Here is a 24,616-nt window from a genome sequence, read left to right as displayed (position 1 = left end):
TGAGAAAATGTCTTTACCATCTAGTGATCAGCTCATTGGAGAAACTGTAACGGAGGCTCAGTTTAAGGCCGCGTTGAAACAGTTTCTGGAAAATGTTGCACCAATCGAGGCCGTTAATTCTACTGTATTAACAGATCAGCACTTAAACTCTTTGGTGAATCAAGGTGCTTATTTTCAAACGATTAGTGCAAATGCTACTGCTGCTAAGGGATATCCTGTACATGCACAATCTACCCAATCAGTCGTTATTGTTTATAAGCAGTCAGCAGTATTATTTCAGTCAGTACAAGCAAAAGGTGTTTTAGCTACAAGAGTCTCTTTTGATAACGGTGCAAATTGGACGACTTTTACGGTCGGTGTTGAGCAATCTGATCTAACAACGATCAATTCAAATCTTACTCGTATTGAAAACCAGTTTAAGAAACCACTTCATTTCACAGTTTCGGGGACATTTGGCTCCGTTAACTACGATAAAACAACTAGGGTGTTAAGTTGGGCGACCGCATTAATCGCATCCACTAAAAATAGTAGTAATTTAAGAATTTCAATAGCACCTTATAGTGTAACTTTTAGTGGGGCAGCTTTTGAAACACTATATCTTGATTTAAACAATATACCGGCTGACGGCAATATTACTTCTACAAATATTGCATCTTGCTTAAAACTTGGTAAATACTTTGACACCGGTCCTGACGCTTTTAAAGAAGAAATCTATCAAGTGCCCATTGCTCAAATGACACCGCAAGGTGTACTTGCGAAGTGTGCTGGAGTTCTCTTTGACATTGTTTCAGAAGCGCCCAAAGTTGATGGTTTTCGATATACAAAAACAGCAACTGCTTTGTCCGTATTTCTACCAGCTAAAAACGGTAATTTAATTCGCTTCAACATTCCGCATGAAATAATTCCATTTGACATATCAAACCCTCGTTCTCAGCTTGACTTGTGGCGTATAGAACGTGCTCTGGAAGTTAGTGCGAATTTTACGGAGTTGCAAGAAATCGCAACATGGGGTGAAGTTGAATTTACGATGCGTGAGAAAGCATATCAGGCTGATCATGTTGGCGGGACACATGGTGATGAACTTTTAACGAATGCTTTTTTTGTTGTTGATGGAGTGTATAAAGCCCAAGATTTTACTGTTTCAGGCACTCAGTTAGCTAAAGAAATATGGCTTGAACAAACAAGCAATATTTATCGTCTCAATACAACCACACCTATTGCACTTCATAAAACCAAGTTGCAAGTCACAGACAAGTGGCTATTAGCGAAACAAGAAGTTGAGATGTTAATAACTACAGAGGTGGATCATTTTTGGGCTGCAATGCTCACGATGAGAAGGAAATCAGTTAACGAAACTGTTCAAATTACAAAATATGATATTCGTGATTCTGTAATGCGAGATGTATCGACTACGGATTTCGAGAAAATCTATACCCCAATTAAAAGCGACTCACCAGTGTTGGTGTGCGGTGATAAATATAGCGGATCGATTGAGGTTAGCGATTTGGTCGGCTTTTTGGCTGGTGCTGACTGTTATGTTTCAAATGATGCTGCTTATAACAAAATTTATTTATCGGCAATTGGAAGTACAACGACCGGTGTTGTATTAGAAGCTGGTAAAAAATTTAGCTGGACTACCAAATACAAGGTGGATGCTATATGAGAAATTTAGAAGCCGTGCAAGAGGCGCTTACATGGCTGGGTACTCCATATCACCATCAAGGTCGTGTTAAAGGTGTTGGTGTGGACTGCGGTACATTGATTTGTGAGGTCTACGAGAAAGTAGGGCTCATGGATCATTTGGACCCACGGCCATATCCTCCTGATTGGCACTTGCACCAAATGGGGCAACGTTATTTAGAACTTATCTTGGGTGTATGTGACCCGATAGAAGGACCACCGCAACCGGGTGACATCGTTTTATATCAATTTGGCAAGTGCATCAGTCATGGTGCAATTGTTATTGAATGGCCACAGGTCATTCACAGTTATCTCCATCAGGGAGTCATTATTCAGGATGGAACCAAAGGAAGTTTAGCCCGGCGAATTGCCGGGTTTTTTCGTATGAAGAGGCTGAAAGAATAATGGGTGGATTATTTGGCGGTACCACGATTAGTACTACTGATACCCGTATAAACTCAATGCGGATTCAACAATCAGCTTACGGACTTTGTCAGCCTTTGGTGTATGGCAAAACCCGCGTAGCTGCCAACATGTTTTGGTATGGAGATTTTCTAGCAACACCCCATACTACGGTTGAGAAATCTGGCGGCAAAGGGGGGAGCACTAAAACTAGTAACACTACATTTAGTTATAGTGCGTCTCTCATGCTTGGGCTATGTGAGAACCAGATTAAAAAGATTGGCCTGATTTGGGTAGATAAAGAACAGTACATACCAAAGCAGGAAGGATCTATTACGTTAGATCCAATCGACCAGCTAAAGTTTGAATTATATGATGGTAATAATAACCCGCCGTGGGGCTGGCTAGTATCGAAACATCCTGATCAGGCAATCAACTATCCTTATCTCGGATATGTGGCATGTGCCAATTATGAGATGGGAAATAGCGCAAGTCTTTCAAATCATAACTTTGAAGTGATCAGTACTATTACATTGTCAGAAACTATTGATGATGCTAATCCTGCAGATGTGATTGAAGACTTTATTACACATCCTCGACACGGCGCAGCACCTAATTTAAACATGGCGGATTTAGAAGAGTTCCGCACATATTGCCGTGCAGCCAATCTTTTAATTAGTCCGGCTTTCACAGAACAACGTCCAGCATATGAAACAATTAATGAGATTGTTGAAGCAGTAAATTGTGCAGTGGTATCAAGTCCAGATGGTTTAAAGATCCGATCTTTTGGTGACTCAGCAATTACTGGTAATGGCGTAACGTTTACACCAGATCTCACACCGGTTTATCACTTAACTGATGATGATTTTATTAGCGATGATGAGCCGGTGCGAGTTCGCCGTAGCCGTGATACTGACGCTTATAATCATGTGCAGATTGAATACATCAATCGCTACAACCAGTACAACACAGAAACGACGGAGGCCAAGGACCAAGCAAATATTGAGATGTTCGGTTTAAGGACCGAGGATCCAGTAGAAAGCCATTACTTTTGTGAGCCCAAAATAGCCCGTCATGCTGCACAGCTTCGCTTACAACGATTGCTTTATGTTCGTAACGAATATGAGTTTACCTTAGGCTGGAAATACTGCCGGCTAGAGCCAATGGATATTGTCACGATTACTGATGAGGCATTGGGCTTAGATCAATTTCCTGTACGTATTAAACGGATCGAAGAAGATGAAGAGGGGCGTTTAACTGTTACAGCTGAAGAGTTGGCCATAGGCTCAAGATCCGCTATTGAATATGATTCACAAGCTTCTAATGGTTATCAAGGCGGCAATGAAGAACCAGGCAATGTGAATGCTCCAGCTATTTTCGAGCCTCCGTTAGATTTAACAGATGGAAAAAATCAAGTTTGGGTTGCTGTGTCTGGTGGAATCAATTGGGGAGGCTGTAACGTTTGGGCCAGTCTTGATAATACGACTTATGAAATGATTGGTACCATTTACGGATCAGCACGATACGGGCAGCTTGTAACGGCCATTGATGCAGTTGATACCGCTTTACAGGTTGAGCTAAATACAGCAAGTCGAATCTTCAGCGGCACCTTACAAGATGCTCAAGCTGATCAAACTCTTTGTAAAGTCGGTGACGAGTATTTTAATTATCAGGTGGCCACATTAAACGGATCTGGTCTTTATACCTTAAGTGATGTTCTGCGCGGACGTTTTGACGATGCTCAGATTCATAACGCTGGTGAGCCTTTTGTACGTCTTGATCGCGCTATCTTTGAATACCCATACAATGAAAGTCTTGTGGGTAAACAGATCTTCTTAAAGTTCACTAGCTTTAATGGTCTTGAGCGTAAAGAACAAACATTAGATGAAGTAACAGCTTACAGCTATACCTTGTCGGGTGGACGTCCTGCGGGTGTAAAGGGCTTATCACTTCAATCGCCGTTTGTTGGTACCACGTTCAAAGTTCAATGGCAAAGCTCAACCGGTGCAGATGGCTATCGTGTGCAAGTCTGGTCGAATGGGGCAATGATTCGTGAAGTTGATACAACAAATACAGATTACAGCTATTCAATTGAAGAGGCTAAAACTGATGGTATCGGCCGAGCTTATACAATCCGTGTAGCAAGTAAGAACGGCGACCAGATCAGCACTTATGCTGAATTAAGTATTAGTAATCCGGTACCACCATTACTTTTAAATGTTTATACGGCTGCAACGGTAGATTCTATTACAGTGAATTGGGTACCGAGCGAAGTACCAGACCTGAAAGATTATGCAGTATGGCTAAGCAGTACTCCTAATTTTGATCCTACACAAATGTCGCCTACGTGGACCGGCACAGACTTAACCACTACTTTTGGAGGGTTACAACCAACAACCCCATATTACATCCGTGTCGCTGTACGTGATGTATGGGAAAACACAGTCTGGAACTATACAAATCAGATTACTCAAAGTACTTCTGAAGGTTAATTTAAATTAATTCATAGCACCCAAAGGGGTGCTTTTTTTTGTCCAAAATTTAAGGAGCCTAGAATGGCTGAACCTATTAGCACTGCTGGCGCAAGTGCATTTTTTAAAATTTACGGTATGGCGATAGTTGTCATTTTAAGTACGGCTCTTATTGCCCTTGTAGTGATGATGATACGTATGCCAAAGAACCCGCAAGAGTGGGCAGTAGGACTGATTTGTACCGTGGTTTCAAGCATTACAGGTGGATCATTTTTTATTATGAAATTTGGTCTACATGAATGGGTAAACAATGTTTGGGGTGTTCTAGCGCTTGGCGGGTTTTTCTTTGCATGTGGATTGCCCGGCTGGTTCATCGTCCGTATCACGGCGAATTTTATAAATCAGCGAGAAGGTAAAAACATCGTTGAAGTTGTTAAAGAGTTAAAGAAAGAAGTTAAAGGTGATTAAAAATGAATATCGAACAATATCTTGATGATTTGATTAAGCGTGAAGGCGGGTACGTGAATAACCCAGCAGATCGAGGCGGCGCAACAAAATACGGTATTACTGAAGCAGTAGCACGTACTAACGGCTTTAAGGGCAACATGAAAGATTTACCGCTTGATGTGGCCAAAGCGATTTACCGTAAAGACTATTGGACAGCTCCACGTTTTGACCAGGTGAATTCTATTTCTTCTGCTGTGGCTGAAGAACTTTTAGATACTGGTGTGAATTGTGGTACCGGCTTTACTAAGCCTCTTTTACAACGTGCTTTGAACTTACTGAATAATCAAGGTAAAACTGGTTTTCCAGATCTTGTTGTTGATGGTGTTTATGGATCTACAACACTGGGAGCTCTAAAAACATATTTGGCCAAACGTGGAAAAGACGGAGAGAAAGTCCTGGTACGAGTACTTAATATCATGCAAGGCCAGCGCTATATTGAAATCTGTGAGCGTAATCCCACGCAAGAGCAATTCTTTTATGGCTGGATTGCTAACCGGATCAGCTAGCATGAAAGTCATCCATTGCAAGCGTACTAAATTTGCTTCGATTATTACTGTGCTGTGTATTCTATTATCAGGCTGCACAGCTCATACGATCAATAGCAATGTGAGTGTAGGTATTTGTGTAAAAGCCCTCTGAGGAGGGCCATTAGCTTACTTTGTTGGCTGTTTTTGATAGGATGATTGTTTTTCAATGTGTATGCTTAGTGCAGAAATTAGCTCACTTTCCCAAAGTTTAAAATTGGGTATTTTATCTAAAATCTTTTTATGCATTAAGTGTTCACGCAACATATTATTTTTAAATTCTGTTTTATTTCTAACGTTGAATAAATCTTTAAAGCGAGTAAACCTTAAATTGTTGCACTTCATTATTTCATCTTCAAAGTCAACATCCTGTTGTAGAAGTCCCAGCTTGAAGCCGGATCTTTCTAAATATGCTAAATTTTCAAGAAAATTTTTTAACTTGGCAGGGCAATTTTTTAACACATCAGTATCAAAGACTATATGAAGGAAAAGTTTTTTCTTATTGCCTGATAATCTAATAGTTCTTGTTTTTAATTTATTTAGAGGGAGTTCACATAAATCAACTTTCTCAGCTCTTCCTAACAAGGGAGATGACTTTATAAAGGCCATTTCACACTCTCCCTCAACCCAATAAAGATTAATATCGTTTTTCATAATATTAATCTTCCATCATTAGTTTATCTATTAAATATGTATCCGGCAGAGTACATAAAACGTCATTTTTTACATAATTAATAATTGATCGATCATTTTTATTAAAGTGATTTTCAGCTTTAATAAAAATTGAGTTATGATCTTGATCTCTCTTTATAAAAAGATAACTATGTATAGGTAGATTCATATCTAAAATATCATAATTATGAGTTGTATAGAAAAACTGACTATATTTGTTCATTTTTTCTATAATTAGAGCGATAATCGCCCTTTCAATTTCAGACTGAACATGTGACATGCCTTCGTCCAAGAAAAATGTACAACCATTTAGACCTTTAGTACTGATTATACTAGAGATTAAACTAGCTATTTTTATAGCTTCATAAGTACCTAATGAGAGTAGATGTCTTTTGTCCATAGAAACTATCCCATCATTACTTATATAAACTTTATCTTTATTATAAAAATTAATAAAGAAACCATTAGTTTCACTTTCGCCTTTTTCCAAAGCTTCATTTACAGAAACAATACTTGGATCAAAAGTCTTTAATACAGCACTTAAAATTTCTTTATTATGAGATTCGTTAAATCTAAACTTAGAGTCATCAGAAAGGTCATTGTAAAGAAAATTCCATCCAACACTAAGTTCTAAATTATTAAAGATAAATAATGCATCTTTGAACCTAACACTAGAATAATCCTCATCATAATTACTTAAGTAAAATGATTCTCTACCCTTTAAAGAAAAATTCTCATCTAATTGCTCTAATAAACTTCTTAGTTTCTGTATATTGTCAGTTTTTTTTATTTCAACGGCCTTATATGTAAAATGAAAACGACATCTTTCTTTGCTTTCATTTAGTAATACTTTAACTTTTAAAAAATGAATATAACTATAGTAATTCTCACCTATTACAGTGGTTTCTGTTGAAGGCTCTTTATCAATAAATTCAATATTAAAAACTAACTCGTTTTTATCTGGATGCATTCCTTCCTTAAAAAAGTGGTTAACCTCTTTGTTATTAATAAAACTTCTAATAGCTACTAAAATTTTAGCCAAAGATGTCTTACCCGTTGCATTAGCTCCAGTTAAAATTACTACTCGTTTGTATCTTATATTTTCAAAATTTGGTAAATACTCATATGGAATTGTAGAATCATTAATTTTTCTTGAATAAGTTAAATCAAGTTCACAATCAACAAAGCTATACCAGTTATCAATATATAGTTTAGTGATGATCATTTTTTTAAATTCCACTTTTTGGAATTTGTAATTATACACTATCTAGATAGAGAAAGTTTTATATTTCTTTTGTCACACAAAAAACTCTTATCTTTTAGAAGTATATATATCAATAGCTTAAAAGCATGATATTAAAAGTTTATAAGAATTTAATATTCTTCTTTAAATTACTTAACAATTGTTAACTGATCCCACATAAATGGGTTTTTGGTGAGTTTATCCCTCGACATTGACCAGTTACGACCTGGTACATAACATGGACCAACACCGAGCATTTTCTTTCCGAATTTTGTGTGCACGTTATCCAGTGTTTTCATCAATTTTTCTTTCTTCTCTATAGTTTCAAAGTCTGTGAGCAGGTCATAGGTATGGCCAGCCTTAGGTTCTAACCCTGTTAATATGACACCGCATTTTTTATACTTGATGCCTTCTTTAAAGATATCTGACACCATTTTTACTGCTGCTCTTACAAAATCTGTTGCGCAATCTGTGGGTTCAGAAAATGCGCCAGTAATAGACTTATTATAAAATGGTGCACTTTCATCAAAGGGGCTTGATTGAACAAATACAAGTAGACAACCACATAGTGATTCTTCATTACGCAATCGCTTACATGCTTCTTGTGCATGCATTGCTATAGCTTCTTTCAGATCATCTAGCTCAGTTACTTTAGCTCCAAAAGAACATGATTTAATAATTTGTTTTTTTGATGGCGGGGTGTCTTCAATCTCAATACATGAGATGCCTTGTAGTTCATTAATTGTACGAGCCATTACTATAGAAAACTGTAGTTGCATTTCGCGTGCTTCTGTACAAGCTAGATCCAATACTGTTTTGACTCCCATAGAATACAACTTCTTTGCATGCTTACGACCAACGCCCCAAACTTCTGAAACATCGATAAGTGAGAAGTAATATTCTTTATTGCATGGATCCATATTAACGAGATCACAAACGCTGTTAAAGCCAGGATTCTTTTTAGCAATGTGGTTAGCTATCTTTGATTCAGTTTTACTTCTGCCGATTCCCACGCATACTGGCAATCCTAACCATTTCCATATTTGCTGGCGCATTTGTTGCCCGACCTTTTCAAGATCAAAATTCTTTTCATAAGCTGTAAAATCAACAAAGCACTCATCAATAGAATAAGGTTCAACTTCTTCTTCAGTAACGTATGAACCAAGAATCTTGTGAAAGCGCCGTGACATTTCTGCATACATTGTATAGTTGCTTGATAGCACTACTACGTTATGTTTTTGGACTATGTCTTTAATTTGGAATAACGGCACACCCATTTTTATATTTAGGGCTTTGGATTCGTTGCTGCGCGCCACGGCGCACCCATCATTATTGCTGAGAACAATCACAGGTTTGTTGTTTAAACTTGGGGCAAAGACTCTTTCACAAGAGACGTACATGTTATTGACGTCAATTAAGAAAAAGACTTTGTTCTCATGTTTCATGACTTATTTCTTATCATTTTAATGATGCAGGTGACAACGCCCCAGATAATTAATTCTTGGCCATCCATTAAATAAATATTTTTATACTCAGGATTTTCGGCTTTGAGCCATTGGCCTTTTTCATCGATCATTAGACGCTTAACTGTAAAATCATTATCGATTAGTGCCACAACAATATCACCATGTTTAGCATCTAAGCTGCGATCGACAATTAGTTCGTCGTCAATATCTATACCTGCATTTAGCATTGAGAGCGAAGCAACTTTGACAATAAACGTAGCAGTTTCATTTTTTATTAAGTGCTCATTCATATCGAGAGCTTTGTCGATGTAATCTTGGGCAGGGGATGGAAAGCCAGCGTTGATCTTCTCTAAAGCATAAGGCACAAGCATGTGTGTTGTTGGAACAACTTGCTTGATAGATAAGGCCTCAGATAAAACAATACCTTGTGTGAGGTACGGTTTTATCTGGATGATGGATGGTGCAATTTCGCTCATAGAATATCCCTTAACTTGAATTTGTAACATATTCAAGATGATATGCTAGAGCTTAGTTAAATTTCAAATTTAAAAAGTTGTGGATAAATAATGAGTAGTCATTACTTGTCGCACATTATTGTGTATTTGGTCGGAATTTATTCAGATGAAAAATATAAAATTACTTTGTAAATTTAGACTTTATTTAATTTTAAGTACTAAGAAATTATAACAAAATAAGACACTTCAAAAATTGGTTATACTTAAGTTATTGATTTTATATTTATCCACAAGGTTATCTAAACGTGTTTTTTCAGAGTTTTGCTATGGTATATACCGACATATCAAACAGATAAAAAATTACTATAAAGTCAAGATTGCTCAACTGGAAAAAATCCCATATCTTAAGCACATAGGGCACAATGCTTCTATATTCCAAGCCATCAAACTCGGTAATTTATTATTGATTAATTTGGGAAGGAATTGGAGCTACCCTCAGTTGACTACTTCTTGCAGGAACATATCAACTGAGGGTAGTGAAACTTAGCTGCATTGCTTTACAACACAGTTCGCTGAAGTTAGTAACGCTGACTACGTTACTGACTTTAACGACGGAGATTGCGATATGAAATTTAACTCTAGTCTTCGACGCGCTAAGGCGACGCTGACTACGGCGATAAATTTCGCTACGCAGTAACGTTATTAAAGCGCAAAACATGGCATAAGGCAATGCTCTTTTAAGGAGAGCGACGATGGGTAACCAAGTGTTAGTCGTTTGCTTGCGAGTATTAAGCTTTATCGCTGACTTACTCCAAGTAGCTGATTTTATTATTCGTTAATAAACTTGCTACTTAAGATAGACTGATGAAAGCCGCTGACTTAGGTTGGCGGTTTTTTGTTAGCTTTTGGAAAATAATTTGATGTAAATTCATCTAAGGGCATCTCAAAGAAAAATTGGTCGGCATCTTCTTTTTTACAATTTAACCAATCTTCTCGATATTCCTCAGGGATTACAATAATCGATCGTTTCTCATCTTCTGGTTTATGGAACTGGCTCATGAAAGGGTGATTATCTGCATTAATAGTCAGCATTGACATAGATCTTACTTGCTGCCCATCAATCACAGTCGAATCATAAATAGCAGCTACTGTAAAAGGTAAGCCATCCTCTCGATAAATTCCCCATCTTTCCGCTTTACCATTCACATACCTAGGCTCATAAATTTTTTCGACTGGGATTAAAGCAAATTGGCTTTTAGCCCATGCATGTCGGAAGCTCGGCTTTTTATCTACAGTCTCAGTTCTAGCGTTATAAGTATACTTTGAGAATTTTAGATCATTTTTCCACGGCGGAATCATACCGAACTTTACTTGCCGCCATTCGATATGGCCATCTTTGGAAAATATAAGAGGGCAGTCGTAACCCGGATATACATCCGCTTTATATTCGAAAGTAGGTTCGAATAGATTTAGTAGATGTACCCGGTCTTTTGAAGTTGGTTCGTAATTAGCGCACATATTCTAAACTCAATACATTAAGCTCTATTTTTATTTTTAATCATATTATTAATTTTAGTGTAGTAGAGATTCATTAATATATAATATTCATTGTAGGTTTTACGTTCTCTTTTCATAAACCCTGTTTTTGAATCAGGCTCTACAACAAAAGTACAATTTATAAAATGTGATGAAAATATAGAGTAGAGTTTATTAATATCACTTTTAAATTTTGGGGTAAATATAATCGAAACTTTCAAATCAGTATCGTTAGGTTCATTCATAGTTCTCCTTAAAAGCTTGTAAATAGAAAAATAATGATCATTAATTATATCTTTATTTATATAAAGAATATTATTCGCGATTTCATAGAACTCATTAATTAATGATGCTAGTTCTTCATCTTCATTATAGTTTAAGTATCTAGTAATATTTATATAAAAATCTAAAAGATATGGATTTTTTTCATTGATTGTATCTTTGTATAAAGAATTTGCTAAATAGTAATCTTCATTATTATTTTGATATAAGTCATAAATTTTTATTATAGTTTTACAAATTGGATCAATTTCATTTTTAAATCTAATAATATTTTCTTCAGCAGTATTTAGTAGTTCAAAATTAGCTTCATAATTTTTTTGGAATCTCCAAGAGTTGAGCAGTAATATAGCAATGATGGGAGCTATTAGAGTTGCTGACCAAACAAACATATTTGAAATAACAGAAGGAACATCTTTAGACTCTGTTCCATAAGTTTTAGTAAGAATTAGACCAATTCCAATTGCGAACAATACTAAGATAGTATAAAAAATCAGACTGAGAAAAATAGTTCTCATCAATTCATTTGGTCCAAGATTTTTTCTAAAAAAGTTTAATTTTTTCATTAAGCTAAATTCTCTTTATAAAATTTATTGGGAAACTATCAAGTAAGGCATGCCCAACTGTCTCTACCCCCCTGTTATTTCTCTTTGTTTAGCTTCTTATCAAACTCATAACTATAAAATTATTCTGCAAGCCTAAGGACCAACCAGTCTCTTTAAAGAATGGTTCACCATACTTAATTGTGTGCTCGATATAAAAATAAACCCAATCTTTCATTAGCTAATTCTCAATTTTTAGTAAGTGATTTAATATTTAAAGTCATGTTAGCCAGCCCAACTATTCAGAATATCTTCTTATAATAATATTGTTATGCTCAATCCATCTTTCTTTCATATTCCTTATTGATTTTTGTTCAAAGTAGATTCTGTTTTTGATCAAGGCTTTTGAAATGTCAGATAAGACAACATTTTCAATCATATTCATAGCTTTACGGAGATCGTCAAAAGTTACTTGGACATACCCATCAGTTACATCATTATCATCATCACTGACTGTGTGATTAATGAGTTTTTTAATAGTGTAGCTACCAATTGCTAGACTATTTGCGATTGTTCCGAAGGTTCTCCGTAAGTCATGAAATGTAAATTCAATGCCAGTTGCATCAGTTATCGTATAACGGGCTTCACGCTTATCAACGATATGTGAATCAAGCGTATCACCAGCGAAAACGTATTTATTATTGCCAGCAAGTTTTTTTCGCTCTGCCAATATATACCAAAGCATTTCTCCCATAGGCAGGAGAAGGTCTTCATGATTTTTTGGGTCCTGAATTTTTAAAGTTCCATATTTTAAGTCAACATTTGCCCATTCCAGTGTTTCTCCTTCTTCTCTGCGGAATCCGGTAAGGATCAATAGGAGTAAGAAGTCCTGATTTGTGTACGCGCGATGATTTAAATTTTGGTTGCCTGCCCACCAAGTTGTACACACAGCAAGTGACCAGTCATGTATCTGGTCTGCTCGAATATACCCCTTACGGCGTTTAATCTTGTTCCATTTCTTCTCTTTATAAATAACCCCAACAGGGCTTTTTTCTGTGATAATTTTTTCATCATTATCGTTATATAGAATTGAGGCATGGAAGTTGTAGACCGCTGATAAAAACTTCATTGCAAGATTTGCTTGCGCTAAACTTCGCTCAGATAAATCCATATGCTTGTTTAAAGTCATTCTCTGAGAAATTTCAGTAATTTTGATGTTTTTCCAATCTTTAAAATAATCATTGGCACATCGGTCATAAGCATCAATCGTATTAGCACTTAGCTTTTTTTTACTTTTGTAGACTTCATAAGCTTGTTCAAGTGTTGGGATTAATTCGTTTGCTTCTTTTTCGGATTTAAAATCATTCTTTAATTGTCTTTTTTGAGCAACAGGATCAATGCCTTGGTGCATCATTAACAATATTTTTTTAGCTTCTGTACGTGCTTGCTCAAGAGTATAAACACCATGTTTACCAATGGACTTCCTTTTGTTTCGGCCATCAGGCATTCTCGTTTCAACAAAATAGGTTTTCGACTTTGTTGCAATTAAACCAAAACCAATAGTCACTGAGTCACGATAAAATTTAGTTCCCGTTTCTTCGAGCGGGATGTTGTCGATAAATGTTTTTGTAAGTTTATATCTTTGGGTCATGGTGACTTAAAAAGCATGAAACGATACGCAGCAATATACCACAATAATTCTGGAGCCTACTATAAGCCTATTTTTGATTAATTTGGTAGAAAATAATAGGTTTTTAAATTGTCATTATTGGTTGTAAGTTATTGTTTTTATAATTAAATAAATGCTCCGAAGATGCCGCTGCATGTGTCGTTACCCTGAACCCGACGAGTTCAAGGTGGACGCGACGTATACTTGCTGGGTTTCCTACTCGAAGGTAGGCATACACTCTAAATATACAGAACGCAATCCATAAGTTTAAGTATCGGCAGGGGAATAGACCCGCTGGCGAACATCCCAGAGATAGCTTAAGTATAACCGATCTGACTATGTTGGCAATCACTTGAGTCTATGGAACTGTAAACTTAGTTTGCGTTTGATGAAGCTTTGTACATTGAACGTGGATAAAACGATATTCAACCGTAATGAATAGTCAAAAATAAAAAAGCCTTGCACCTATGATTTATAGAGCAAGGCATTTTGTGGTAATCAAAGCTTGTTAAATAACCTGTTCCACATCTTCTAAAATTGTTTGTAGTAGGCGTTCACAGTGAGTGTATTCCTGCAAAGATTTATTAAGACTCAGCACTTCTTGAGTTAACTGTAGAGCGACCATAATGACTAGTTTGTTGTGCTCAACACGTGGGGCACTACGGCGCATGTCATTAAATTTCTCATTGAGAAGTTGTGCTGCGCGTTCAAGTTCATCTTTTTTATCTGAGGTAGTGGCAAGTCTAAAAGTCTGCTCAATCAGCCTAAGCTCTACCATGACTTGTTCACTCATGATTGGATCTCCTCACCAGTTTCAGCATTAGGATGGGCAAGTTGCTGGATTTCTTGAGCGTGTTGGTCTTGAGCAGTGCCCAAAATTCCTAAACGCTGAATAATGGCTTCAACTTTTGATTTGGCAAGCTCATTTTTTTGTAACAAACGGTCACGATCTTGTTGTAAATCATGCAGCTCTTGTTGGGTTTGACGCTGATGGGCTTGTAACTTTTCTTTTGCAACACGTAATTCATTTCGTTCTGCAAGAATTTCTTGAAAGCGATTTTTTAAATCAGTCGTACTTTTTTCTAATCGGCTATAACGTTCGGCAAGTGTGTTAGCATCTTGATTCAATTGTTGAAATTGGCCTTTTAGCTGAGAAAGTTGCTCAGTTACCGACTCAATTTCCTCTTGTTTTTTAGTGATAATACTATTTTTTTGCACAACTTGTGCGTGATGCTCTGTTTCAGCCAGTTCTTTAGCTTCTGAGAGTGCCGCATGTTCACTCTCTAAATGATGTAAGCGTGTTTTTAAAACGCTAATATGCGCTTGTAGCCGCTGTAATTGTTCTAACATAACGAGGTCGCACAGAATTGCAATCAAAGGTAATATATACAAAGTATAGAGATTGGATAAACGAATGCAAGACGATATTTCAGGCTGGACAGATTGGAACGCTCATTTTGAAGGAATTGAAGAAATTTCAAGCCCTAGTGAGTTACATGGTCTATTAACAGGTATTGTTTGTGTGACAGAAGCGCCTACGCGTGAAGAATGGTCACAAATTTTAACAACCCTTAATGTGCCAGAGTTAAGTGAAGATGCTTTAGCGCTTTTGACTGACGAAGCAGAAGATGTGGTTCATGCTTTATCTGAAGATGAATTAGATTATTTACCAATGCTTCCAGATGATGAACATCTACTTCAAGAGCGTGTGCAAGCACTATCTGATTGGTGTGCGGGTGTTGTATTAGGTTTCGGTTTGGCATCGGGTCATGTTCGTGGTGATGAGCGCGAATTGATTGAACACCTTCAAGATGTTGCTGCAGTAGAATTTGAAGATTCTGACAATGATGAGGAAGGCGAAAGCAGCTACGAAGAATTGTATGAATTTGTACGCTTGATCCCTGTAAGCTTGTCGATTGGTAGAAAAAAAATCACTGTAGCTGAAAGTTCTTTATTGAAAAACTTTCATGCAAAAAGTAAAAATGCTGCTCTAGGTACAGATCAGAATATTGTAGAAATGTTCACACCACATCGTCCAAGCTAATTGAGGCGATGTGTTATTGGTTGTATTTTATTTTTTTACTTTAAAATTCTAAATCAAGTAGATCATTATGAAATTGCCTCAAGCTGATTTTCAACATCGTAGAGACCGTTTAGCAGAAAAAATGGGTCCTAACAGTATTGCAATTATTGCAACGCGTGAGGAGATGTACCGTAATCGTGATGCGGATTATAAATTTCGTGCCGATAGTAGTTTTTTCTATTTGACGGGCTTTGCTGAGCCTGAGGCAGTTGCAGTTATTGAAACTTTTGAGGATGTAACTGACTATAGCTATAGTCTTTTTTGCCGTGAACGTAACCGCGAGATGGAAATCTGGAATGGTTACCGTGCCGGAATTGACGGTGCAATCGAAGACTATGATGCAGATGAAGCCTATGCAATTGATCTGCTTGATGAAGAAATTATTGAAAAGTTATTAAATAAAGAACGCCTTTATTATCGGATTGGGCAAAATGCTGCGTTTGATGCACGAGTGAGCCAGTGGATTAAAAAAGCAGATGCTGAGCATCGACATCAAGGTGCTCCAGCTCAACTGGTACAGCTCGACCGTATTGTCGATGAAATGCGTTTAATCAAGTCACCACAAGAACTTGAGCTGATGCAAACCGCTTCAAAAATTAGTGCTCAGGCACATACCCGCGCGATGCAAATGGTGCGTCCAGGTATGATGGAATATGCGCTTGAAGCCGAGCTCAATTATATATTTGGGCAAAACGGCTGTGTCCCGTCTTATAACAGTATTGTTGGTGGTGGGGCTAATGCCTGCATTTTGCACTATGTTGAAAATAACCAACCTCTTAAAGACGGTGATTTAGTCTTAATTGATGCTGCATGTGAATATGAGTTCTATGCCTCAGATATTACCCGTACTTTTCCGGTCAATGGTAAGTTTAGTGCTGAACAAAAAGCATTATATGAAGTGGTATTGGCTTCTCAATATGCAGCAATTGATGCAGTACGCATTGGCAATTCGTACCGTGAGCCTCACGAAGTAGCCGTTAAAATTTTAACTGAAGGCTTGGTTGCTTTAGGCTTACTCAAAGGTGATGTTAACGAACATATCGAAAACGAAGCATACCGTCAATTTTATATGCATGGTACAGGCCATTGGTTAGGAATGGATGTACATGATGTCGGGTCTTACAAAAAAGGTGAAGACTGGCGTCAATATGAAGAAGGTATGGTCGTTACCGTTGAACCCGGCCTATACATTGCACCAGACGATGAAACTGTAGATAAAAAATGGCGTGGTATTGGTATTCGTATTGAAGATGATGTGGTCGCAACCTCGAAAGGACCACGAGTTTTAACTGCTGATGTAGTTAAAACTATTGCAGATATTGAACATTTAATGGCGCAAGCTAAATCATAATTAAACGTATTCGCCAAAGGAGCACAACTCGATGCAACAACAAGTGATTATTGTAGGTGGGGGAATGGTTGGGCTTAGCCTTTCACTCATGCTGGCGAAGGCTAATATTGCAGTAAAGCTGTTAGAAGCTGTGAAATACCCAAACTATGATGATCAAAATGTTGCCCCTTATCATTCCAGTTTTGATGCGCGTAATACGGCTTTATCGCGTCGTAGCGTCCAGATCTATCAGAAGCTGGGGTTATGGGATGCATTACAGCAGCACGCTACTCCAATTTTACAAGTTCACATTACTGAACAAGGCAGTTTTGGTAAGGCACGATTAATTGCGGAACAAGAAAAAGTAGAAAGCTTTGGGCAGGTGATTGAAAATGCTTGGCTGGGTCGTGTTTTATTGACTCAAGTACGTCAGCAACCTTTGATTGAGTTGATTGATGGCGTTCAAGTGACTGCTTTAACTCAAGATGCTGAGCAAGTACATATTGAGGCCAAGCGTGGTGATGAGGTTTTAAAACTTGACTCAAAACTATTAATCGCCGCAGATGGACGTGACTCTTTCTGTCGTCAGGCAATTGGCGTCGGTGTTGATGTTCATGATTATGATCAGGTTGCAATTGTCACTACCGTTCAGACTTCAAAACCCCATGAGCAAGTAGGTTTTGAGCGTTTTAGTGCATTAGGTCCTTTAGCGTTGTTACCTTTACCGGGTGAATATCGCCGTTCGGTTGTATGGCCTGTTAAAAAAGGCACTGAAAGTGAGTGGTTAGGAGATGAAAATGATCAGCATTTCTTAAGTGCGTTACAACAAACTTACGGTGACCGAGCTGGTAAATTTGAAAAAACCGGCAAACGCTTTAGTTATCCGCTTTCACAAGTGCTCGCACATAAACAAGCTGTCGGACGCGTTATTTTAATGGGTAATGCGGCGCATACAATCCATCCTGTTGCAGGACAGGGTTTTAACCTATGTCTACGCGATGCGGATGTTTTAGTACGGTATTTAGTGAACCAGCTAACCGCTTCTGACGATATCGGTAACCCAGATAATTTACTGGCTTATGAACAAGCTCGTTTGTCAGATCAACAACGAGTCATTAAGTTTTGTGACACCGTGGTTCGTGGTTTTAGTAATCAAAATCCATTATTAAAATTAATTCGTAATACGGGATTAATTGCATTTGATGTCATTCCAGGTGTTAAACCACTGGTAGCGAACTATGCAATGGGGCTAAAAGCATGAGTGAAGTGTTAGATGTTGTCATTGTTGGTGGTGGACTGGTTGGTGGTTTAACAGCTTTATTACTTGCGCAAGGTGGTGTACAGCCTACTGTGCTTGATGCTGCTCCTATACTGGATGTTGAAAAAACACTAAGTGTGATGAACCCGCGTGTTTTAGCACTGAGCCAAGCGACCATTCATTTACTTAAAACTGTCAATGTTTGGGATGATCTAGCACGTCAAATGCCATATACAGGCATGCAAGTGTGGAATCTGAATGGCTATGGTGAAATTAATTTCGGCCATGAGTCTGTACAAAGACCAATGCCAGAACGGTCCTTAGGTTCTATGGTTGAGCCAAGTGTATTGAATGTTGCTATTCAACAAAAAATGCTTGAGCAGTTAACAGATTATCGCACTCAAGTTCGCGTGACTCGCATTGAGCAGGGCGTTGGGTGTTGGCATATTCAATTGGCAGATGGTACGACACTTAAAACAAAACTGCTGATTGGGGCAGATGGTGCCAATTCATTTGTACGAGAACAGGCCTTTATTGACCTAGATGTCTTAGATTACAAGCAAGCAGCGATTAGTTGTGCCATTAAAACATCTAAACCCCACAATCATGTTGCTCGTCAAATTTTCTTACCTACAGGGCCTTTAGCCTATTTACCGATGGCTAGTCTTGAAGAAACTGAAAATGGCTACTGGCAGTCAATTGTCTGGACACTGCCTGATGATTATGCCGATGAATATTCTGCTTTAACTGATCATGAGTTTATGCAGCTTTTAACCCGAGAAAGCCAACATATATTGGGTGAAGTATTAGATGTACGTTCAAGAGCACAATTCCCGCTCAAAGCGCGCGCTGCAAAACAGTATGTGAAAGCTGGTTTAGCTTTAATTGGGGATGCAGCACATGTTATCCATCCACTTGCTGGACAAGGCGTAAATATTGGTTGTTTAGATGCAGCTGTACTCTGTGATGCATTACTACATGACTTAGCGCGTGGCGTATGGGCAAATGAACAGACATTGTTGCGTTATGAGCATCGTCGTAAAGGCGAAAATGACGCAATGATGCATAGCATGTCAGCAATTGGATGGTTGGAAAGTAGTGAGCTATTTCCATTTATCTGGGCTCGGAATGTGGGACTCAAGCAAGTTGAACAAATTTCCTTCTTAAAAGAGCGTTTTATGCAACAAGCAAACGGTTTAGGGTCTTTACAAAACACCCAGTATAGTCGTTAAAATAATTACGAAGTTTATGCTCTACTGGTCTAAATAAATATCAGTAGATATTTTTTAAACAATCATTTATATATCATTACCAATTGGGTTGAAAAAGATACACATTTGACCAATTTGGCTCTTTGCTAAATGCAAAGAGATTGCTAAATTTCTGAGGTCTTAGGACCATAGCGATGATGCAATAGAAATCATTCTGGGGAGTGAAAAATGTCAGATATCAATGATTATGAAGATGCAGAAGATTCTGCTGTAGATGAAGATGAAGCGAAGGCAGCTGAAAGCGGTGCAGCTGATGAAGAAGCAAGCAGTATTAATGATACTGATATTGCTGAGGCAGAAACACTGACTGTGACTGCTAAGCAAAAACAGCGCCAAGCGCTAGAAGATGAAGTTGCCGCATTTTTAGCTCGAGGGGGGAGAATTACTGAAGTTCCTCCAGATGAACATAGCGACCATTAATCCTAAAAAGCATCACATGAGTGATGCTTTTTTTATTTTTAAAGAGAGTTTTGAAGTTCTTTCAAAATCCCGCATTCATCTACTGTTCGGTTGGTAGAGCAGTGCTGTTTTAAATCAATCAAAGATTCTTTTAAAAGTAATAATCGTTCGATTTTTTCTGATACTTCTTTTAAGTATTTATCGACTAAATTATCAATTTCTGTGCAAGCCTGTTTAGGCTGTGCTTTCATTTCCTTTAACGTTTTAATATCGCTCAGTGAAATATCTAATTCACGGCAATGCTTAATAAATAAAAGGTCTGCAAGTGTTTGTTCGGTGTAAACACGATAATTATTTTCTGAACGTTGGATGTGATCAAGTACACCTACTTTTTCGTAATAACGGATCGTATCAATTGGAATATCCGCTTTTTTTGATAATTGACCAATAGAAAAACTCATAAGACTTGACTCTGGAGCTACTCAAGGGTTTTTAATCACTATAAAAGAGTTTTTGAGGAAATAAAATGGCTGGATGTGGTTGTGCTTCAACATGTTCTCCTTCAAAGAAAGTGAGTCCACGTTTTAGAAAAGCTTTATGGATTGCACTTGTAATCAACGCTTTAATGTTTGTTGTAGAAATATTGGGAGGTTATAAGGCCCAATCTGTTTCACTTTGGGCAGATGCATTGGACTTCGCCGGAGATGCAGCAAACTATGCATTATCTTTAGTCGTTCTTTCGATGAGTTTATATTGGCGTGCGACAGCGGCATTAGTTAAAGGAATAACGATGGCGGCTTTCGGTGTTTTTGTCATTGCGAAAGTGGTCTGGTCGTATTTTTATGGCGTTTCACCGGAACCAATGGTGATGGGGGCAATTGGTGTAATGGCTCTAATTGCTAACGTTTCTGTGGCGCTTATGCTTTATGCATTTCGTGATGGTGATGCCAACATGCGCTCTGTTTGGTTGTGCAGTAGAAATGACTCAATTGCCAATATTGCTGTAATTTTAGCGGCGGTTGGGGTATTTGGAACAGGCAGTGTATTTCCCGATTTATTTGTTGCCTTTGTCATTGCATACTTGGGTGTATCTTCTGGCAATGCTGTTATAAAACAGTCACAACGAGAAAGAAAACAGGCAAGAGTTATAGTTGCCAGTGAAGCGTAATACTAAAGAGTAATAAAAAAGGATCTTTTTATGATCCTTTTTTAATTTTAAGCCGTTAAAACAAGAGGGTTATAGCGATACTCCACATGACGCAACCAATAAGGAAATCTAAAATTTTCCAAGCTTTGGGATTGGTAAATAGTGGCTTTAATAATCTTGCACCATAGCCCAGACTAAAAAAGAAAACCCAAGAGGCAAGAATGCTCCCTAAAGCAAAACTCACTTTGTCTTCAAGCTGAGTTGCAACTGAACCAATCAGAACAATAGTGTCTAAATAGACATGAGGATTAAGCCAAGTAAAGGCAAGACAGGTCACTAATGCTTGAGTTAATGTTTGTTTTTGACTGCTATCAAGGTCCATACTTTGGGTGGTCTTAAATGCAGCATAAAATGCTTTAGCACCGTAAACTAATAAAAACGTTGCCCCTAAATATTTAGCTACGGTAATTAAGATAGGTGATGCCGTCATGATTTCGGCAAAGCCTAATACACCACAGGCAATTAAAATTGAGTCGGACAGAGCGCAGATTAAACACAACCAAAATACATATTGCTGTTTAAGTCCTTGTTTTAGGACAAAAGCATTTTGAGCTCCAATTGCTACGATAAGCCCACTGCCAATACCGAAACCTTTAAAAAATATACTAAGAGAGAACATAACAATAAGATGGAAAAATCAGATATGGGAATTATCTGACTTTTTATTAAGAAATAAGTAAAATTAAGAATATTTAGGTTTGGCTAAAAATAATTTAGGTTTGATATGTTGGATAGCAAACAATGTGAAGCCTTTCTTGCAGTTGCAGAATTGGGAAGTTTTGATGCAGCAGGAGAGTATTTATATATTACGCCCTCGGCAGTGTCCTTACGCGTACAAGCTTTAGAAAAGTATTTAGGACAAATACTCATTATACGGGGCCGCCCTTGTGTGCTCACTCAAGCAGGGCAAACTTTATTGCAGCATTTACGTCATACGAGATTAATGGAGCAAAATTTATTACAAGGTTTGATGGGGAAATCATCTGAATCTGAATTTTATAAAATTGCTCTAGCTTCAAATGCAGATTCATTAGCAACTTGGCTTTTACCAAATATTCAGCAAACGCTTTTTAAAGAAAAAATCGTGTTAGAACTAAAAATTGATGATCAATCTCACACGCACACTCTACTGGAGACAGGACAAGTCAATGCCTGTATTTCGGCAGAAGAGCAGGTCATGTCAGGTTGTTTAGCTCAACCACTAGGAAAAATGCGTTATAAAATGTTGGCCTCTGCTGAATTTGTAAATAAATGGTTCAGTGCTGGGGTGAATAGAGACGCATTAAGAAAAGCACCAGCAGTTATTTTTAATCATAAAGATTTAATGCATTCAGAGGTTTTATTAAAAGGATACGGTTTACCGATGCAAAGTTATCCTTATAATTTTATTCCAGCAACAGATGCTTTCGTCAAAGCAATTCAATTAGGTTTGGGCTATGGCATGGTGCCCGAGTTGCAGGTTCAGCCACTACTCGAAAATGGAACACTTGTTGATATTATGCCTGAAGCCGAACTTGATGTTCCTTTATATTGGCACCACTGGAAAAGACAGTCGCAGCAACTTGATGTATTAACCGAGACGATTGTTCAGTCAGCAAAACATATCTTGAGATAAATTTAAGTCCGTGAGCGGGCATAAAAATTTGAAACATGCTGAATATAAAACTCTATATCTTGTTCTGAGTAACCTAAAAGTTGTCCGATTCTACGGTCAAGCTCTAAGCGATCTTCGAGTTGAGTTTCCTTTAGTGATTTTTCAATACATAACACAAGTTCATTTAAATCTGCTAAAGGTGCATTTTTATGGATCAGCATAATTGAAAATGGTAAAGGTAAAGAGGTTTCAATATCTTTACTCAGCATAGATAAAGTGCCTTGCTCGAGATGCTCTAAAAACTCGGTAGGTAATAGATCATAAAATAAAGCGATAGGTTTCTCGCCTGAAAGTAATAATTTTAGTTCACACTCTTCATGCGGCCCAAGTTTTCCAAGCTGTACAGTCATGTAAATACTCTTATTTTTATCTTTAATATTATTATGCAAAATTCATGCACAGTGATGATGAAGGCTATTTATTGTTCATCACTGTGCTTAATTAAAAGATTAAGATTGTGTTAACTCAAGCGCACGTTGATAAGCAACTTTTTTCTTAATACCTGTTAAATCGGCAGCCAGTTGAGATGCGGCTTTAACAGATAAATCTTGAAGTAAGCGCTTTAAAAGCTCATCTAGTTTTTCTTGTTCCAGATCTGTCTTTTCTGGTGCACCGCCAACTACAAGAACAATTTCGCCTTTTTCTTGGTTGTGATCATTTTCAATAAAACTGACCAAATCTTTTAAAGTCATTTTTTTGATGGTTTCAAAGGTTTTGGTAATTTCACGTGCGAAACCTACAGGACGGTTTTCCCCAAATACCTGAGCCATATTTTTTACACATTCTAAAATACGGTGTGGTGCTTCATAGAAAATTAAGGTCTGAGTTTCATTTTTGAGTTTTTCTAATTGAGAAATACGTTGAGAAGCTTTTGACGGTAAAAATCCTTCAAAACTAAAACGATCGCTCGGTAGACCTACTGCACTTAGAGCGGCAATTGCAGCACAGGCGCCAGGCACAGGAACAACCCTAATGCCATGTTCTTGAGCAGCTCGAACTAACTTAAAACCAGGGTCACTAATAAGCGGTGTACCTGCATCACTAATTAAAGCAATGTCATCGCCTGCAAGTAATTTTTGAACCAACTGCTCAATTTTATTACTTTCATTGTGGTCATGGCATGCAGTAAGTTGAGTCGATATATTATAGTGCTTAAATAATTGTGCTGATTGACGTGTATCTTCGGCAGCTACAATAGAAACTGATTTTAAAATATCAATTGCACGGAAAGTCATATCATCTAAGTGCCCGATTGGGGTGGCTACAACGAATAACTGAGCACTCATTTGGTTTTACTCCGTACAGATAAACAATTTTAATGGGGTAGTTTACCCGAAATTATGATTTGGGCGTGAACAATGTCTGCCAACCTTTGCTTTTCCAAAATGATCTGATTTTCATTTGTTCAATTTAAATCAAAAAGTACGGGTGGATTTAACGAAATAATTTAAGCATCAAAATATGTGGTGCTACTTTTAATTTGGGGAAGATAAAAATGTTAATAGCGCATCAGTTGGGGAAATGGGCAGAGCAAACGGCTTTAAACCTGTTACAAAAGCAAAACTATGTATGGGTAACCAGTAATTATCATTCATGCCGTGGTGAAGTGGATTTGATTGTTAAAAGAGGGCAAGAGCTGGTTTTTGTTGAGGTAAAGGCGCGTACTATAGGAAATTATGGACAGGCTTGCGAAATGGTGACAAGAGCAAAGCAGAAGAAAATTATTAAAACCGCGATGCGTTTTTTACAGCGCTACCCATCTTATCAGGATTTTTATTGTCGTTTTGATGTGATTTGTTTTGATTTTCCACAGAAAATTGCAAAAACAGTACAGCAAGACTTTTCAAATTTCCATTATGATCTGCAATGGATCGAAAATGCATTTACTTTGGATTAAGAGTTCATTACTCTTTTGAGCAAATTAAAACCGATATTTTATGATCAAGCCAAGAAGAGATTGATAGGAGT

The 24,616-nt window shown here is 37.5% G+C and carries 26 protein-coding genes and 1 other RNA gene; 13 read left to right on the top strand and 14 right to left on the bottom strand.

Annotated features, from left to right (window positions below; genetic code table 11):
• Positions 1–7: 7 nt before the first annotated feature.
• The 5 genes from ACYU0V_RS13080 (at position 8) to ACYU0V_RS13060 (ending at position 5,566) form a co-directional block, all read left to right on the top strand.
• A complete protein-coding gene (locus ACYU0V_RS13080) occupies positions 8–1,663 on the top strand; it encodes a pyocin knob domain-containing protein (RefSeq protein WP_461847786.1) in 1,656 nt (551 codons plus the stop codon).
• The gene (locus ACYU0V_RS13075; protein WP_461847785.1) at positions 1,660–2,085 is read left to right on the top strand and encodes a C40 family peptidase; all 426 of its coding nucleotides are present in this window, start codon (positions 1,660–1,662) and stop codon (positions 2,083–2,085) included. Before ACYU0V_RS13080 ends, ACYU0V_RS13075 begins: the two co-directional genes overlap by 4 nt.
• Positions 2,085–4,574 (top strand): phage tail protein, encoded by a 2,490-nt coding sequence (locus tag ACYU0V_RS13070; protein ID WP_461847783.1) that lies wholly within the window; start codon positions 2,085–2,087, stop codon positions 4,572–4,574. Before ACYU0V_RS13075 ends, ACYU0V_RS13070 begins: the two co-directional genes overlap by 1 nt.
• A 63-nt stretch (positions 4,575–4,637) precedes the next feature.
• Positions 4,638–5,021, top strand: coding sequence for a hypothetical protein (locus tag ACYU0V_RS13065; protein WP_000830091.1), 384 nt, complete (start codon positions 4,638–4,640; stop codon positions 5,019–5,021).
• Between the two features lie 2 nt (positions 5,022–5,023).
• Positions 5,024–5,566: a glycoside hydrolase family 108 protein gene (locus ACYU0V_RS13060; protein WP_461847781.1), complete on the top strand. Its 543-nt coding sequence runs from the start codon at positions 5,024–5,026 to the stop codon at positions 5,564–5,566.
• A gap of 147 nt (positions 5,567–5,713) precedes the next feature.
• Here the strand turns inward: ACYU0V_RS13060 and ACYU0V_RS13055 are convergent, their stop codons facing one another.
• The 10 genes from ACYU0V_RS13055 to ACYU0V_RS13010 all read right to left on the bottom strand — a co-directional run bounded on the left by ACYU0V_RS13055 (position 5,714) and on the right by ACYU0V_RS13010 (position 14,796).
• Positions 5,714–6,238 (bottom strand): hypothetical protein, encoded by a 525-nt coding sequence (locus ACYU0V_RS13055; protein WP_461847779.1) that lies wholly within the window; start codon positions 6,236–6,238, stop codon positions 5,714–5,716.
• A gap of 4 nt (positions 6,239–6,242) precedes the next feature.
• Complete coding sequence (locus ACYU0V_RS13050; protein ID WP_461847777.1) at positions 6,243–7,481, bottom strand: AAA family ATPase; 1,239 nt, start codon at positions 7,479–7,481, stop codon at positions 6,243–6,245.
• 167 nt (positions 7,482–7,648) lie between these two features.
• Positions 7,649–8,944, bottom strand: a complete 1,296-nt coding sequence (locus tag ACYU0V_RS13045; RefSeq protein WP_461847775.1) for a Y-family DNA polymerase — start codon at positions 8,942–8,944, stop codon at positions 7,649–7,651.
• Positions 8,941–9,441 carry a LexA family protein gene (locus ACYU0V_RS13040; RefSeq protein WP_461847773.1) on the bottom strand — a complete coding sequence of 167 codons (501 nt, stop codon included), beginning with the start codon at positions 9,439–9,441 and terminating at the stop codon, positions 8,941–8,943. The genes ACYU0V_RS13045 and ACYU0V_RS13040 overlap by 4 nt, the downstream gene beginning before the upstream one ends.
• A gap of 858 nt (positions 9,442–10,299) precedes the next feature.
• Positions 10,300–10,938, bottom strand: coding sequence for an SOS response-associated peptidase (locus ACYU0V_RS13035; RefSeq protein ID WP_461847772.1), 639 nt, complete (start codon positions 10,936–10,938; stop codon positions 10,300–10,302).
• 17 nt (positions 10,939–10,955) lie between these two features.
• Entirely contained in the window at positions 10,956–11,801 is an 846-nt protein-coding gene (locus ACYU0V_RS13030) for a hypothetical protein (RefSeq protein ID WP_461847770.1), read from the bottom strand.
• A 274-nt stretch (positions 11,802–12,075) separates the two neighbouring features.
• Positions 12,076–13,428 (bottom strand): tyrosine-type recombinase/integrase, encoded by a 1,353-nt coding sequence (locus ACYU0V_RS13025; protein ID WP_461847768.1) that lies wholly within the window; start codon positions 13,426–13,428, stop codon positions 12,076–12,078.
• Between the two features lie 149 nt (positions 13,429–13,577).
• Positions 13,578–13,762, bottom strand: a non-coding RNA gene (gene ssrS, locus ACYU0V_RS13020) — 6S RNA.
• Between the two features lie 192 nt (positions 13,763–13,954).
• Positions 13,955–14,239 carry a cell division protein ZapA gene (locus ACYU0V_RS13015; RefSeq protein WP_005070547.1) on the bottom strand — a complete coding sequence of 95 codons (285 nt, stop codon included), beginning with the start codon at positions 14,237–14,239 and terminating at the stop codon, positions 13,955–13,957.
• Positions 14,236–14,796 carry a hypothetical protein gene (locus tag ACYU0V_RS13010; RefSeq protein ID WP_002117619.1) on the bottom strand — a complete coding sequence of 187 codons (561 nt, stop codon included), beginning with the start codon at positions 14,794–14,796 and terminating at the stop codon, positions 14,236–14,238. Before ACYU0V_RS13010 ends, ACYU0V_RS13015 begins: the two co-directional genes overlap by 4 nt.
• A 64-nt stretch (positions 14,797–14,860) precedes the next feature.
• Between ACYU0V_RS13010 and ACYU0V_RS13005 the strand changes: the two genes are divergently transcribed.
• The 5 genes from ACYU0V_RS13005 (at position 14,861) to ACYU0V_RS12985 (ending at position 19,808) form a co-directional block, all read left to right on the top strand.
• Positions 14,861–15,490, top strand: a complete 630-nt coding sequence (locus ACYU0V_RS13005; protein ID WP_130173730.1) for a UPF0149 family protein — start codon at positions 14,861–14,863, stop codon at positions 15,488–15,490.
• A 67-nt stretch (positions 15,491–15,557) separates the two neighbouring features.
• Positions 15,558–16,880, top strand: coding sequence for a Xaa-Pro aminopeptidase (gene pepP, locus ACYU0V_RS13000; RefSeq protein ID WP_461847766.1), 1,323 nt, complete (start codon positions 15,558–15,560; stop codon positions 16,878–16,880).
• Positions 16,881–16,911: 31 nt separating this feature from the next.
• Positions 16,912–18,120 carry a 2-octaprenyl-6-methoxyphenyl hydroxylase gene (gene ubiH / locus ACYU0V_RS12995; protein WP_461847764.1) on the top strand — a complete coding sequence of 403 codons (1,209 nt, stop codon included), beginning with the start codon at positions 16,912–16,914 and terminating at the stop codon, positions 18,118–18,120.
• A complete protein-coding gene (locus tag ACYU0V_RS12990; protein WP_461847762.1) occupies positions 18,117–19,349 on the top strand; it encodes an FAD-dependent monooxygenase in 1,233 nt (410 codons plus the stop codon). Before ubiH ends, ACYU0V_RS12990 begins: the two co-directional genes overlap by 4 nt.
• A gap of 207 nt (positions 19,350–19,556) precedes the next feature.
• Complete coding sequence (locus ACYU0V_RS12985) at positions 19,557–19,808, top strand: hypothetical protein (RefSeq protein ID WP_002117665.1); 252 nt, start codon at positions 19,557–19,559, stop codon at positions 19,806–19,808.
• A 38-nt stretch (positions 19,809–19,846) separates the two neighbouring features.
• Here ACYU0V_RS12985 and ACYU0V_RS12980 read toward each other — a convergent pair whose 3' ends face one another.
• Complete coding sequence (locus tag ACYU0V_RS12980) at positions 19,847–20,248, bottom strand: Cd(II)/Pb(II)-responsive transcriptional regulator (protein WP_206223316.1); 402 nt, start codon at positions 20,246–20,248, stop codon at positions 19,847–19,849.
• A 65-nt stretch (positions 20,249–20,313) separates the two neighbouring features.
• Between ACYU0V_RS12980 and ACYU0V_RS12975 the strand changes: the two genes are divergently transcribed.
• Positions 20,314–20,955 (top strand): cation transporter, encoded by a 642-nt coding sequence (locus ACYU0V_RS12975; RefSeq protein ID WP_461847760.1) that lies wholly within the window; start codon positions 20,314–20,316, stop codon positions 20,953–20,955.
• 55 nt (positions 20,956–21,010) lie between these two features.
• On the opposite strand, the gene ACYU0V_RS12970 is transcribed toward ACYU0V_RS12975, so the two are convergent.
• Complete coding sequence (locus tag ACYU0V_RS12970; protein ID WP_005070532.1) at positions 21,011–21,613, bottom strand: LysE/ArgO family amino acid transporter; 603 nt, start codon at positions 21,611–21,613, stop codon at positions 21,011–21,013.
• 105 nt (positions 21,614–21,718) lie between these two features.
• Between ACYU0V_RS12970 and ACYU0V_RS12965 the strand changes: the two genes are divergently transcribed.
• Complete coding sequence (locus ACYU0V_RS12965; RefSeq protein WP_461847757.1) at positions 21,719–22,609, top strand: LysR family transcriptional regulator ArgP; 891 nt, start codon at positions 21,719–21,721, stop codon at positions 22,607–22,609.
• 2 nt (positions 22,610–22,611) lie between these two features.
• Here ACYU0V_RS12965 and ACYU0V_RS12960 read toward each other — a convergent pair whose 3' ends face one another.
• Together ACYU0V_RS12960 and rsmI are read right to left on the bottom strand one after the other, a co-directional pair.
• Positions 22,612–22,998 carry a hemin receptor gene (locus ACYU0V_RS12960; RefSeq protein WP_461847755.1) on the bottom strand — a complete coding sequence of 129 codons (387 nt, stop codon included), beginning with the start codon at positions 22,996–22,998 and terminating at the stop codon, positions 22,612–22,614.
• A 99-nt stretch (positions 22,999–23,097) separates the two neighbouring features.
• Positions 23,098–23,934 carry a 16S rRNA (cytidine(1402)-2'-O)-methyltransferase gene (gene rsmI, locus ACYU0V_RS12955; protein ID WP_130173722.1) on the bottom strand — a complete coding sequence of 279 codons (837 nt, stop codon included), beginning with the start codon at positions 23,932–23,934 and terminating at the stop codon, positions 23,098–23,100.
• A 209-nt stretch (positions 23,935–24,143) separates the two neighbouring features.
• On the opposite strand from rsmI, the gene ACYU0V_RS12950 reads away from it, so the two are divergent.
• A complete protein-coding gene (locus tag ACYU0V_RS12950) occupies positions 24,144–24,545 on the top strand; it encodes a YraN family protein (protein ID WP_461847753.1) in 402 nt (133 codons plus the stop codon).
• The last annotated feature ends 71 nt before the right edge of the window (positions 24,546–24,616 follow it).

This window comes from Acinetobacter sp. X9, assembly GCF_054889255.1.
Note: the sequence above shows the minus strand (reverse complement) of the source record. Positions and strands in the feature narration are given on the sequence as shown.

Excerpts from the sequence above, each read along its gene's own strand:
- ACYU0V_RS13080 (WP_461847786.1), top strand. The coding sequence starts at position 8 with ATGTCTTTACCATCTAGTGATCAGCTCATTGGAGAAACTGTAACGGAG.
- ACYU0V_RS13075 (WP_461847785.1), top strand. The coding sequence starts at position 1,660 with ATGAGAAATTTAGAAGCCGTGCAAGAGGCGCTTACATGGCTGGGTACT.
- ACYU0V_RS13070 (WP_461847783.1), top strand. The coding sequence starts at position 2,085 with ATGGGTGGATTATTTGGCGGTACCACGATTAGTACTACTGATACCCGT.
- ACYU0V_RS13065 (WP_000830091.1), top strand. The coding sequence starts at position 4,638 with ATGGCTGAACCTATTAGCACTGCTGGCGCAAGTGCATTTTTTAAAATT.
- ACYU0V_RS13060 (WP_461847781.1), top strand. The coding sequence starts at position 5,024 with ATGAATATCGAACAATATCTTGATGATTTGATTAAGCGTGAAGGCGGG.
- ACYU0V_RS13055 (WP_461847779.1), bottom strand. The coding sequence starts at position 6,238 with ATGAAAAACGATATTAATCTTTATTGGGTTGAGGGAGAGTGTGAAATG.
- ACYU0V_RS13050 (WP_461847777.1), bottom strand. The coding sequence starts at position 7,481 with ATGATCATCACTAAACTATATATTGATAACTGGTATAGCTTTGTTGAT.
- ACYU0V_RS13045 (WP_461847775.1), bottom strand. The coding sequence starts at position 8,944 with ATGAAACATGAGAACAAAGTCTTTTTCTTAATTGACGTCAATAACATG.
- ACYU0V_RS13040 (WP_461847773.1), bottom strand. The coding sequence starts at position 9,441 with ATGAGCGAAATTGCACCATCCATCATCCAGATAAAACCGTACCTCACA.
- ACYU0V_RS13035 (WP_461847772.1), bottom strand. The coding sequence starts at position 10,938 with ATGTGCGCTAATTACGAACCAACTTCAAAAGACCGGGTACATCTACTA.
- ACYU0V_RS13030 (WP_461847770.1), bottom strand. The coding sequence starts at position 11,801 with ATGAAAAAATTAAACTTTTTTAGAAAAAATCTTGGACCAAATGAATTG.
- ACYU0V_RS13025 (WP_461847768.1), bottom strand. The coding sequence starts at position 13,428 with ATGACCCAAAGATATAAACTTACAAAAACATTTATCGACAACATCCCG.
- ACYU0V_RS13015 (WP_005070547.1), bottom strand. The coding sequence starts at position 14,239 with ATGAGTGAACAAGTCATGGTAGAGCTTAGGCTGATTGAGCAGACTTTT.
- ACYU0V_RS13010 (WP_002117619.1), bottom strand. The coding sequence starts at position 14,796 with ATGTTAGAACAATTACAGCGGCTACAAGCGCATATTAGCGTTTTAAAA.
- ACYU0V_RS13005 (WP_130173730.1), top strand. The coding sequence starts at position 14,861 with ATGCAAGACGATATTTCAGGCTGGACAGATTGGAACGCTCATTTTGAA.
- pepP (WP_461847766.1), top strand. The coding sequence starts at position 15,558 with ATGAAATTGCCTCAAGCTGATTTTCAACATCGTAGAGACCGTTTAGCA.
- ubiH (WP_461847764.1), top strand. The coding sequence starts at position 16,912 with ATGCAACAACAAGTGATTATTGTAGGTGGGGGAATGGTTGGGCTTAGC.
- ACYU0V_RS12990 (WP_461847762.1), top strand. The coding sequence starts at position 18,117 with ATGAGTGAAGTGTTAGATGTTGTCATTGTTGGTGGTGGACTGGTTGGT.
- ACYU0V_RS12985 (WP_002117665.1), top strand. The coding sequence starts at position 19,557 with ATGTCAGATATCAATGATTATGAAGATGCAGAAGATTCTGCTGTAGAT.
- ACYU0V_RS12980 (WP_206223316.1), bottom strand. The coding sequence starts at position 20,248 with ATGAGTTTTTCTATTGGTCAATTATCAAAAAAAGCGGATATTCCAATT.
- ACYU0V_RS12975 (WP_461847760.1), top strand. The coding sequence starts at position 20,314 with ATGGCTGGATGTGGTTGTGCTTCAACATGTTCTCCTTCAAAGAAAGTG.
- ACYU0V_RS12970 (WP_005070532.1), bottom strand. The coding sequence starts at position 21,613 with ATGTTCTCTCTTAGTATATTTTTTAAAGGTTTCGGTATTGGCAGTGGG.
- ACYU0V_RS12965 (WP_461847757.1), top strand. The coding sequence starts at position 21,719 with ATGTTGGATAGCAAACAATGTGAAGCCTTTCTTGCAGTTGCAGAATTG.
- ACYU0V_RS12960 (WP_461847755.1), bottom strand. The coding sequence starts at position 22,998 with ATGACTGTACAGCTTGGAAAACTTGGGCCGCATGAAGAGTGTGAACTA.
- rsmI (WP_130173722.1), bottom strand. The coding sequence starts at position 23,934 with ATGAGTGCTCAGTTATTCGTTGTAGCCACCCCAATCGGGCACTTAGAT.
- ACYU0V_RS12950 (WP_461847753.1), top strand. The coding sequence starts at position 24,144 with ATGTTAATAGCGCATCAGTTGGGGAAATGGGCAGAGCAAACGGCTTTA.